The sequence below is a fragment of the Prevotella rectalis genome, assembly GCF_900607215.1.
Lineage (GTDB): Bacteria > Bacteroidota > Bacteroidia > Bacteroidales > Bacteroidaceae > Prevotella > Prevotella brunnea.
The window spans coordinates 554,907-566,888 of the sequence record NZ_LR027822.1; the positions used below are offsets into that span (position 1 = coordinate 554,907).

10 protein-coding genes and 1 pseudogene are annotated in these 11,982 nt (G+C 40.9%); 2 read left to right on the forward strand and 9 right to left on the reverse strand.

Features of this window, described 5'->3' with window-relative positions; genetic code table 11:
- Positions 1-2: 2 nt before the first annotated feature.
- Positions 3-989: pseudogene (locus tag E0E16_RS10625) on the forward strand (site-specific integrase); the annotation flags it as partial.
- Positions 986-1,402 (forward strand): hypothetical protein, encoded by a 417-nt coding sequence (locus E0E16_RS10630; RefSeq protein WP_130830284.1) that lies wholly within the window; start codon positions 986-988, stop codon positions 1,400-1,402. The pseudogene E0E16_RS10625 and the gene E0E16_RS10630, both read left to right, overlap by 4 nt.
- Positions 1,403-1,577: 175 nt before the next feature.
- Here the strand turns inward: E0E16_RS10630 and E0E16_RS10635 are convergent, their stop codons facing one another.
- The 9 genes from E0E16_RS10635 to E0E16_RS13980 form a co-directional block, all read right to left on the reverse strand.
- Positions 1,578-2,057, reverse strand: a complete 480-nt coding sequence (locus tag E0E16_RS10635) for an HlyD family efflux transporter periplasmic adaptor subunit (RefSeq protein ID WP_021670368.1) — start codon at positions 2,055-2,057, stop codon at positions 1,578-1,580.
- A gap of 17 nt (positions 2,058-2,074) precedes the next feature.
- The gene (locus E0E16_RS10640) at positions 2,075-4,288 is read right to left on the reverse strand and encodes a peptidase domain-containing ABC transporter (RefSeq protein WP_240048128.1); all 2,214 of its coding nucleotides are present in this window, start codon (positions 4,286-4,288) and stop codon (positions 2,075-2,077) included.
- Entirely contained in the window at positions 4,285-6,585 is a 2,301-nt protein-coding gene (locus tag E0E16_RS10645; protein WP_021670370.1) for an outer membrane beta-barrel protein, read from the reverse strand. Before E0E16_RS10645 ends, E0E16_RS10640 begins: the two co-directional genes overlap by 4 nt.
- Positions 6,576-7,856 carry a radical SAM protein gene (locus E0E16_RS10650; protein WP_021670371.1) on the reverse strand — a complete coding sequence of 427 codons (1,281 nt, stop codon included), beginning with the start codon at positions 7,854-7,856 and terminating at the stop codon, positions 6,576-6,578. The genes E0E16_RS10645 and E0E16_RS10650 overlap by 10 nt, the downstream gene beginning before the upstream one ends.
- An 81-nt stretch (positions 7,857-7,937) precedes the next feature.
- Entirely contained in the window at positions 7,938-8,168 is a 231-nt protein-coding gene (locus E0E16_RS10655) for a hypothetical protein (RefSeq protein ID WP_021670372.1), read from the reverse strand.
- Positions 8,169-8,423: 255 nt separating this feature from the next.
- A complete protein-coding gene (locus tag E0E16_RS10660) occupies positions 8,424-8,786 on the reverse strand; it encodes a hypothetical protein (RefSeq protein ID WP_025064782.1) in 363 nt (120 codons plus the stop codon).
- 264 nt (positions 8,787-9,050) lie between these two features.
- On the reverse strand, positions 9,051-9,143 hold the full coding sequence (locus tag E0E16_RS10665) for a cysteine peptidase family C39 domain-containing protein (protein ID WP_154655473.1): 93 nt from the start codon (positions 9,141-9,143) through the stop codon (positions 9,051-9,053).
- Between the two features lie 8 nt (positions 9,144-9,151).
- Positions 9,152-11,764 (reverse strand): TonB-dependent receptor, encoded by a 2,613-nt coding sequence (locus E0E16_RS10670; RefSeq protein WP_130830285.1) that lies wholly within the window; start codon positions 11,762-11,764, stop codon positions 9,152-9,154.
- 33 nt (positions 11,765-11,797) lie between these two features.
- A partial coding sequence (locus E0E16_RS13980) for a hypothetical protein (protein ID WP_223177192.1) occupies positions 11,798-11,982 on the reverse strand: 185 nt, incomplete at its 5' end.

The following is an 11,982-nucleotide window of genomic DNA, read 5'->3' on the forward strand; positions in this document are numbered from 1 at the left end:
CGCTCCTTGCCATGAGCAGGGCGGAACTGCAAGCAGTCAAAGAAAGCGTTGGCAGGTCAAGGGCAGAGGGCACTTATCTGAACCTGTTCTATTCTGACAGAAATCTCCGTGAATTTGTCGAAAACAAAGGAGTGCAGGACATACCCATCGGAATAATTACAGAGGACTTGTTCGAGGAATACCGCTTCTTTCTCAAAAAGCGTGGACTGAAAGCATCTACCGTCAACAGCAACCTCTGCTGGCTGAGCCGACTAATGTTCCGTGCTGTCAGCAAGAGGATTATACGCTATAATCCGTTTGAGAATGCCAAGTATGAGAAGGAGGAAAAGAAGATACGTTTTATGCAAAAGAGCGATGTAATGAAACTTATGTCAATGAGAATGAATGACAAGGAAACAGAGTTAGCAAGACAGATGTTCATCTTTTCCTGCTTTACAGGCTTGGCTATCTCAGACATGGAAAATTTGGAATACAAGCATATCCAAACGACAGCGGATGGACAGATGTATATAAGAAAGGAACGTCAGAAAACCAAGGTTGAGTTCATCGTGCCGTTACATCCCATAGCGGAAGCCATCATCAGTCATTGCCGGAAAGAGCCGGAAAGAAGCGAGGTACAGCAGACGGTGAAAGAAAAAGGCGACCACCTTGTTTTTCACCGTGATTGCAGCCGCAGTGTCATGGATACCAAACTGAGCATCGTGGGAAAGGCTTGCGGTATCCGCCAAAGACTTTCCTTCCACATGGCAAGGCATACGTTTGGCACGATGTGCCTTAGCGCAGGAATACCTATTGAGAGTATAGCCAAGATGATGGGACACGCCTCCATATCAAGCACTCAAGTTTATGCGCAGGTGACGGACAAAAAGATATCAGAGGATATGGACAGGCTCATTGCCAAGCAATCAGTAAAGGAAAAGGAAACTATGGAGAGAGAGGCTTGTGAACCTTCGGATATTGTAATCTGTAAAATGGAAGAAACGGCATGAAAACAAACAACAATCCAAAAATAAGAACAAACACTTCCAATCAGCGTAGTTATTTTGATTGGGGCAGCAAAATGCAAGTCATTCGCAAAGGAAACGGAGAGATAGCCATGACAGAGAGTGAACTTGTGAGGTTCTTCGGTGTGACGTGGAGAAAACTCAATTATAGGCTTCAGACGATTATGAAATCTTCCAACCTGCATCCCGATGAAAGGTGTGCAGGTGAAGAACCTGTTTTCATCAACGGACAACTTAAAGGTTATGCACCGCTCTATCCTCTTTCAATTATCATTGCCCTGTCCTTTCTGTTAAGCAGCACCGAAGCGTATTTGTTCAGAAAGTACATCAGTAGAAAATTGCAGACAGAGGCTGCCATTGTAACGCCAATCTTCCTGTTGGGCAATACCAAGAACTGATGAATATATTTCCTTTTTCTTTCACTGATTATATCTTACTACATTACTACAATAAGAGTTAAAGCGGTGAAAGAAAAAAGGATTAACTTGTAGTAAAGTACTCGAAAATAATGGTACTACGCAGTAACTACATTTGCCTTTCTCTTTCATCGCTTTATTACGGATAAAAAGGAGATTATATGCTGTTTGTTATTTGCTTGACAATTCTTTGAAGCACGCTTTCATTGTTTACGAGTATGGATGTTGTGCCTGTCATTCCCTTGATAGTTTTATACCTGCAATCCGTTATCTTTACCTGTGCCGTGAACACACTACCTTTTGCTGTTTGTCGGGGTGTATGCGATGTGGCGGTTATCGTACCATTGGCTGTTCCGTATGTTTCGACATCGTAGCCCTCAAATTCTATGTTTGCCGTCATTCCTTTTGTTACCCAATTCACATATTTATAGGGAATGTCTATTGTTCCTTGATGTTCGTCTGCCATCTCAATCCTTGCACTGATGGTCTCAGGATAAGGGATAAAGTATGCACCTGTCAGCAGTCCCAATATCACAATGGTGATAATCGTGATACCATAACGGACTATCCTTGATGGTATCTCGCCAATAATATGCCTTACCTTCTCGCTGCGGAGTTCTATCTTATTGTCTACCATAATATTCCTTCCTGCTGTTAGTTGCCCAATTCCAATTGATTCTTCACGAGGTTATAATATGCGCCTCTCTTTGCTGTGAGTGTTTCGTGGTTGCCTGTTTCCACTACTTTACCTTTATCTAATACCACAATCTGGTCGGCATTCTTCACCGTACTTAGTCGGTGTGCCACGATAACTACCGTCTTACCTTTATAGAACTCGTCCAGATGTTCCACAATCATACGTTCGTTGTTGGCATCGAGCGAGTTGGTAGCTTCATCAAGGAAAATATAATTAGGGTTCTTGTATACGGCTCTCGCTATCAAGATGCGCTGTTTTTGTCCCTGACTTAAGCCCACACCATCGCGCCCAATCTTGGTGTTGTATTTTAGGGGCAGCCCCATCACATAATCGTGAATGCAGGCTATCTCGGCAGACTTCTGCAAACGCTCCTTATCTATCTCGCCGTCATCTACGGCAATGTTACGTGCTATCGACTCCGAAAAGATTACTCCATCTTGCATCACCACACCACATTGTCTGCGCCACCACTTCTTGTTGAGTGAGTTTACATCAGTTCCGCCAATAGTTATTCGACCTCCCAATACGGGATAATAGCCTAACATGAGCTTGATGAGCGTGGTCTTTCCGCTACCCGACGCTCCGACAATGGCTGTTACTTTGCCTTTAGGGATTGCGAGGCTTACATCATCTATGATAGTTTTCAGTGCGTGAGGGTCGTACTTGAAGTTTACACTTTCAAGTTCTATGCCTTTGTTTTCTTCTTTCACTGAGGTTTCCAATCCTTGCTTTCCGTTCTCATCGTCCATACGGTGGATTTCGTTGATACGTTCAAGGCTTATCTTTACATCTTGCACGGAGTAGAAGAAACTCATCAACTGCTCAACTGGCGAGTTGAGTTGTCCGATGATGTACTGCACTGCGAGCATCATACCCAGTGTGAGTTGCCCGTGGATCACTGCGGTTGCTGCCACCACGGTGATGACGATGTTCTTCAGTTCGTTGATGAATATGCTGCCTGCCTCCTGTGTCTGCTGAAGCTTCAACGATTTCATCTGCACTCCGAAGAGGTCGGCTTGCACATCCTCCCATTCCCAGCGACGGCGCTGTTCGCAGTCTTGGAGTTTTATCTCCTGCATGGAGGTGATAAACTCGTAGGTCTTGTTGTTGTTGATGGCTTGCTGCTCGAAAAGTTCGTAGTCGAGAACCTTTCTGCGCCTTAGGAAGAGCGCAAGCCAACCGCCATAAAGCAGACTGCCGAGCATGAAGATGACGAATATGAGCCAGTTGTATGAAAGCAGCACGATGCTGAACACCACGAAGGTGAAGAGCGAGAACACGATGTTTAAAGTTTGCTGTGTCAGAAACGAGTTCACACGGCTGTGGTCGCCCATGCGCTGCATGAGGTCGCCCATCAGCTTGGTGTCGAAGAACGACATCGGCAGCTTGAGCAGCTTGATGAAGAAGTCGCTCACAAGCGAAATATTGATGCGCATGGAGATATGCAGCAAGAGCCATCGACGGATGAAGTCAATGGCGGTGCGGCTCACCGTGAGCATCAGTTGTCCGAGAAGTATCAGCCAGATAAAACTGATATTCTGATTCTTGATGCCCACATCGACGATGGCCTGTGTGAGGAATGGCAGGATGAGTTGCAAAAGGCTTCCCACCAATAGTCCCAAGACAATCTGACCGAAATACTTGCGGTATTGCTTGATATAACCAAAGAGGAATTTAAACGACCGTTCCTCTTTGGTGCTGTCTTCTATCTTATTTTCGTAAAATGCAGGCATTGGCTCTAAGAACATCGCAATACCTTTTTCCTCACCGCCCGACTGCGTGCTGATCCAGTGTTTCTTAAACTCCTCAAGTTCGTATTTCACAAGTCCTTTTCCGGGGTCTGCAATGTAAAACGTCTTGCTTTTCTTGACTTTGTAGAGTACCACGAAATGGTTTTGATTCCAATGGAGGATGCAAGGGAACGGACTGCCTTGTACAAGTCTTTTTACTCCCAAGCACCCAGCCACAGTGTCAAATCCTATCTTTTTGGCAGCTCTATCAACTCCAAGTAAGGAAATTCCGTTTTTACCAGATGGGCAGTTTCTTCGTATCCGTTCAATATCGGGATGCTGTTTGTAGTATGTGGCTATCATCGCCAAACATGTAGGACCACAGTCCATTGCATCTCTCTGATGACTGAAAATAATTCTTTTCTTGCCCAATGACATCATAAAGTTGGTGTTTCTCTGGAGGTTGAGTTCACTATATTGTTTTTTTGTCGCTTTATCTTCTCGCCAGCGGAGAAGTTCCACGAGACAGACAGTTTCACTCTTGTCAAGGGCGATACATCAATGCGTTTCATTTCTATGTTGCCTGTCTTGAAGGTTATTTCGTTGTCGCTGTGCAAGATGTTGCTTAGCATAAGATTTATGTTCATCCGATTATTGAAGAGTATCGTATAGGCACCCAAATCAACTCCATATCTGGTTCCTGTCCTGTAGCTCAGTCGTTCCCGTGGTGTCTCACCGTTGAAGGAAAGCATCAGGCCGAGGTTCTCCCTCAGTTCCACTTGCTGGTCCAGACTCCATCCGAAGGTAAGTTTTCTGACTTTCAACTCCGGCATGGATTCATAGTTGTGGCTTGTGTATATGAGGTTGTTGGTATTCCAACACTTTAGAAGCCTATTTGTATAGGATACGGAAAGATAGTTCCGCAGCAGTTTTCCCACGTTATCGGGCTGTGTATATACCACTTCGGGATTTTGTTCGTCCTGATGTGCCATGATGTGGATGATGTCCTTTCCTGTTTTCAGTCGATAGGTTACCGTCCAGCGTGGGTTCACGTAATAGTTCAACTCCGCAGTGTGATAACTTTCTACTTTTAGTTTTTGGTTTCCTATGCTGTAGAGTTTTTCGTTCTGATAGATAGCCAGTGGGCTGTAATATCCATAACTGGGCAGCGAATAGTCTTTCTTGTATGCCAGTGTCAGGAATGACTTGTTTTTGGAATTGAGTACAAATTGAAACTGCACGTTAGTATCTACAACCTTAAAATCTACTTCATAGTTGGCTTCAGGATTGAGCCGGTCCTTATACCGCATATTCGTTACGAGATATTCTGCTCCTGCTTGCACATAAATTTTCTTGCCTAACATCCGTCCGTATTCTATCCACGGCGAACTGTCTCCTCCCGATAATCTGAAATCCTGTTTTTTTATTCCTTTGAGCAGTGGGTTGTTAATTCCGGCAGTCTGGTTGTTGTCTGCCACTCTGCTGAATCGGAACCCGCCGCTCAGACTGCTTCCGTCCTTGAAGTTAATTTCCAAATGCGGATCTACCGTTATGTAGTCCAGCTTCTGACCAAGATTGGTGTTGTCTTCCTGATTCCTGAAATAGGTTTCATCGGTATTGGTTTTCTGTCTGGAGTATTCCACCTTTGTCGAGAAGTATGAGCCGTCGCCCACCAGCAATCCCAGCTTGTAGTAAAGGCCGGCATTGATCTCATAGAATTTCATTTCATCGTTGTTCCTGAATCCCACTTGGCCGTTTGTAATATTCACCAAATCTATTTTATCGTTTACGCAGTAGAACCCTCCGTAGAGGTTCAGTGATTGTCTGGAGCTCAATTTATAGGCCAGACCGATGTTCTCCATCAAGGCCGCCTCTTTCTTTTTTGAGTCAGAGTGCCTGTGTTCTGTGTGGTTTGGATAGGTGTCGGTCCTGTCATATCGTGTCCTGTATGTTCCCATTCCCCCCTTGATGTTGTTGTAGAGGGTGAACTTTCCTTTTTGGTACTGTATTGCCGAAGAGAGTCTTAAATCTACCAGTCCCACCTTGTCGGCCTGTATGACGGCTTCGACGTTTCCTATGAGTCCTTCCTGCTCTTTGAGAGTGACCTTGACGATGCCTCCTTTGGCATTCTTCCCATGTGAGATTCTTGCATTTGAGGTAATCTCCACTTTCTTTACCATCGATGCGGGAATAGCCTGCAATTCAGACGTGGAGATGAGCCTGTCGCCGAGGTATATCTGAGTGCCGTCTTTTCCGTTCACCAGAATATCATTGTTGATCACTTGTATGCCTTGAACGTATCTCAGTGCCTCCATGATGTTCTTTCCTTCGGCTATCGGGTTGCCCTGCATCCTGACGCTGAGCACTCCTGATGGTTTCCTCGTGGAATAGGCTCCGAGCACGACCACCTCAGAGAGCTCCGTCTGATTCTCTTCCAGCGTAATCTTCATTTCGCCTTCAGTGGCCCTCTCTTGTCGAGTCGTGTAGCCCACACAGCTGAATACCAGATAAGCAGGGGCTGGAATGCTGTCGAACGCAAACTGTCCGTTCTCGTCTGTGAGCTTTCCTGTGATAAATGTAGAATCCGTAAGATTTCTTACCGTCACGTTAATATACTCCAAGGGTGTCCCGTTTCTATTCACAACGTAGCCAAAAATTCTCTTTTCGCTGCCCTGTCCGTAAACGCTTATCTGTCCCAGTAGGGATAACACGAAGAGCAAAATTATTTTCAATCGCATAGTGATATTATTTTCTGACTTATAAAAGTGTTGATATTTTTGTTAATAAGTTCCTTGCAACAGGAATGATTCGACCGTTCAATTTTTTTCTGTAAGCACGATGTCGCAAACATACAACTGGGTAGAATATTACATTTTAGGCATACTTCATTAATAAAAGGGGCTGGCTCGGTGATATATTTATAATATAATCCATTTGGGAGGAATTTTCCATTTGGGAGAATTTTTCCTATTGAATATTGTTTGTCAAAATCCCTTGCAGTGCATTTATATACAGATAGATCATAGTTTATTACATATTGGTCTGCGTTTTCAGTATAACATGATAAACAGCGATTCCTGAGTATATTATTCGGAATAACATATCCCTTTTTTAGTGCTTCTTGACAAAACTCTTGGATATTTTTACTTAAATCCATTACCTTATCTGATTCTTGCCAAACGATGTGTGGTGATACTTTGATTTTATGCCTAATATGATAATCAAAGTTATCAAGAATAGATGTTAACGTATGTATGTTTTCGGGCGTATAATTGATTCTAAGTTCAATGTTTATGTTTTCTACTTTATCACAAAGTAGATGTATATTTGAAACAATTTTATCGTAAGAATTTTTTATATTATTAGAAAATCTTGTCTTGTTGTGTAATTCTTTACCACCATCTAACGTTATTTGAAATTGCGACAATCCTATTTCATTAATTTTCACTACGTTGTCTTCATTAATAAGGCTTCCGTTAGTTGTCGTCATACTATACAACGTTATATTATTTTTTTTGCACCAAGATATAAGATGTTTTGAAAATGGATAAATAATATTGTTAAAACACAACATCGGCTCTCCACCAAACCAATCAAGGATAATTGCCTTTTTTGATTTTGAGATGGTTTCCTGTTTTATAAATTTCAATATTGAACTTATCCCATCTTTGCTAATTTTAGAGGGCTTGTGATTTTCATAACAATACCAACACTGGAAATTACAATTTAATGTAGGTAATATCGTAATACGTATAGAATCAGAATTATATCTACAATGTAAATTTGCAGCTTTAATCGCATCACTTTCCTCTATCGATTCATCTATTAATACGAAAGCATTTTCAAGATATTGCTTCGTTTCAGAAGGAATAATATCTAAATTTGATGTTGTTAATGCATTATACATCTCTTCGTCAATTTCCAATAATGCTTTGCTAAGTTGATGATATAAATATAATTTCCCATTTTGTCTATGAAAAATTGTATATCTACTTACCTTTATAGCCATATAATTTTAAGTTTTGAGAGAACGAGTGAAAATTGGATTTTTCACTCGTTCCCGCTAGAGTGTTTTTACAAGTGTAATAAATTATGGTCTCTTGATGGGTTTACCATCACCAGTATCTTTATTAGGCTTTAACGGCTTGTCTTCATCACATGAGCAAATTAATCCTTTGTTAGTATTATCGCCATTTCCGTCACAACTGCAATAGACAATAGCTTTGTTGGTGTTGGCCATTAAATCAGTGCCTCCGCATAAATCTATCATCTGTTTTTCTGAAACCTGTTCTCCCTTTTCAAGAATTTTTATAATTTCCATTTCTTTTATTTTTTAGATTATCTATAAAGAATATTCTTATAGATTTTTTTGAAACCTTGGCTAAGTTACCCAAGCTACAATGGCATTTATCGCGATTTTTGTCAACGTAGATATTAAAAGGAACTCGTCCCTTAAAATTGCGAGCGTTTCTTACTCTATATTTATCTTAAGATATTTTTTGCTATTAGTTGGATTTGTTAATGTAGTTCTACTGCTTTTATGATACCATAATAGGCATTTGCATGTCTAATTATATCAGCTATTTATGGAAATATTACCCATATATGAGCTGCTTTCAGAACTCAACTTCAGCATATAGTCCCCTTTAAGATTTGCGGGTAAAACATAATCTGAGACATTCGGGACAATATACATTGTATATACAAGCGTTCCATTCTCATCCCAAAGCGTTAAAATATACTCTTCTTTTAAATCTTTGAAAGTCAGAATAGCATTATTTAAAGTTGCAACAATAGGACGAGTTGGCGATCTATATATTGGTCCGTTATGTCCAGGTTTGACAATTTCAACAGTAAGATATATTTCCTGAATATTATCCGCAGATACATTAATCGGAATAAATAAAAACAATGCAATTACTATAATAAGTTTATTCATAGTTGTTTGATTTTGATTATTTGAAAGCAAAATTAATTATTTCGTAAAGATATAACAAAAAAATGATTACACATTTTACACTTTCTTAAAGAAAAAGTGTAAAATATAGATTATCAAAGATTTGTATCTTGATAGAAAATGGTTTATTGGTCACATTTCCCTAATATTTTTATCAATTCCCTTAGCTCCATCTATGCCGACTAATGAAACAAAGGTGTTATCCAATACCATTTGCTGGTTGTAAGTCGAGTTCTTGAGGAACGACTAAGTATTATCAAAGTATTTACATATCATTTGCAAGCAGGATATACCACATTGCATGGCATCATGTTGTTTTATCAAAGGAAAGTTTCTCATAATTAAGTTTAGAAATGGAAAAACACAGATGCCAAAATGTTTCTTGGGCGTAGTTCATATTCCTGACGTATCTGCATCAGATCGGTATAACTGGTGTAGGCATAGGTCTTTTGATTAAATAAGTTACGCACGTTAAGGCTCAGTTCCACACCATGTACAAAGGTATAGGAGGTGGAGAAATCGGTAAGCAAGAGTTGTTTATGCGTGTTATCGGACAACTGATTGCTGTAATGTTCTCCTGATAGTTTCAGCAGCCAAGCCTTTGTAATGTTTAGATTGCAAGAAAAACGCTGTGAAAGGTTATTGGACGAGGAACGTATATCAATATCTTTAAACGTCATTGATTCGTTGCTGTATGTTATCTCATAGTTCATCCCAAGCCATTTAAGAGGATGAATATTGACTTTAGTCGTAATACTCCATAAGTTTGATTGATAATGAGAGAGATTGTCGTTTTGGACTAATGCACCATTGAAACTCATATAATCCGTAGAAACACTTATCATTCCTCGAAGAAGGTTGAGTCCCTTGCTCATTCTTGCGCCTGTCATCCAAGTATTTGAGTGGGTTTTTCGAGCAAAATACGAGTTCAGAATATAGTCATCTATAAATCGACGAGAGGTGGTCAGTGTGCTTTCGTTCCATGAACGAGTGATGTAGACATTGGCAAAAAGCGTATTCAAGGGTTGTTTGTAATCGAAAGACAATGATAGAGATTTACCTTGTTCGCTATCATAATTCACAAAACCTGTGTTCAGATTTCTATAATCACTAAGTATCAGTCCATTGTAAAAATTCTGTTCTCTAATTTCGTTTTGAGATATACTTCCCGAAAGCGACATCTTAAACTTGGAAGAGAATAGGTATTGCAGATAAACATAGGGCGAAACGATTACTTTATGGTGGTTGTTGGAAGTCTGAACAAATTTGTCTTTAAAGAAATAGGGAGTATAACTTATGGGCAATGTCAATCTAACTTGCCATCCGCCACTTTTAAATTCGGCTTCAGGAGAAACGTAGACACGAAGGTAGGTCATATCAACATGATTGTGTACCAAACCTAATGAGTCGGGTATACCATCGGCTGTACTTCTCATACTTCGGCTCAGAACAACCAACCCTAACTTCATTGATACCATGAAGGGTTTCAGATAATAGCCCAACGAGGTGCTACTATTGCTAAAGAAAGCCTGAGAGCGCACATTCTGTTGTTGCGTTCCATTAGGTCGCTGCACCAATAATGTGTGTGGATTTGACATATAAGCATTGTAGAAATTGAATGTGAACGCTTGGTTACCTGTACGTCTGAGCAGTTCAAACTTGTCGTGAACCTTATACGATGGCTGTCGAGCTGTCTGACGATTTGGATAAGTTCCTTCAATATCTATGTCGGTGTCGTTCCATTGTAAATCGGTTGAGAGGGTGTTGGTAAAATACAATCTGCTGGTATTCGTGTTCAGTGCAATGCTTGCCGAGAGTTTGTTCTGTCGGGTCTTTGCCTTTTGGTTTTCGTTGGTCAAAATTGTGCTGTCATTGAGGAAATAAGAGGTTTGCGAGCATGAAGCCGATACTAATCGATCGTGTGAGTAAAGTAGCTGTGTGGATAGGTCGGTGTTTTTTCCAACACCCCAAAGATTATTCATCGAAATGGTGTGTGTCTGATTCTTGCGTACTCTATTCTCACTGATGTCCATCAATCGGTCGGGGATTACATTAATATGGTTCTTCAAAGCATAGTTGCGACTCAGAAAACTACTGCCTATATCATCTATCAATACCATGTTGTCCCTTGTAACGTCTGTTCCGATATTATTGCTCTTCAATGTATTGAGTAGTTGTGCTTTCTTAGCAAAGCGCATCAGTGCAGCCTCTCCCTCCCAAACGTTTGGATGAAAGCCTCCACCCGCCTTGATTGTGCCTACTAATCGGCTCTTTGCAGCCTCTTTCAATTTGATATTGATGGCGGGACTCTCCGAAAACGACATATCATCAAGGGCTTTGATGGGCTGATGGTTTTGCAGCACTTCCACGGATGCAACGTCTGTTTGATGAATATTGGTAGTAGCCAAATTGTAGCGATTACCCAACATATCGCGTCCCTCAATATAGAATTTATTTAGAGGCTTGCCATTGTGTTTTATCTCTCCACTTTCCGACACCTCTATCCCTGGCATTTTCTTCAAAACGTCTGCCAACGACTTGTCGTTGATGTCGGCAAAACTTGCCACGTTGTAGGCAAGTGTGTCGCCACGCTGACGAATGCTTGGGGCTTTCACAATGACTTCTCTCAGTTCGATAGACTTTTCTGTCATCATCATGTCGTATTGTGTCTGTCCTTCCGAAAGTGAGAGTATCTCTGTGGCGTAGCCAATCAAGGAGAATTGCAGTTCGTTGCCTGCAAGTGGTGTAGAAGTCTGCAACTTGTAACTGCCATCAGCTTGAGTTCGTATGAATTTCAGGATACGTTTACTGCCTTTTTGTTTCAGATTGACCATCACACCTGACAGAGGCTGTCTCGTCCGTTGTAGGCGTACAACTCCAGTCAGCGTTATTTGTGCATGGAGTTGCAATGCCAATATACACAATAAGGTCAATGTAATGTATCGCTGATGTGTTCTCATAATACTATGTTGTGTTTTATATTCTTAACGGCTCTATTCTGTTTCCAAGGGCTGAAAACCTAATTGCTTCCGCGAAGAATTTGGATCAATGTCAATTCCTGTTTCCATTTTGATTATTCCGCTCATATTTTCGAGATACTGTCTTTGCAACTTGAGAAAATCTTTCCGTTTTACTTTTTCAAATTTATTGGTACCAACATAAGTCTTACTCATGACAA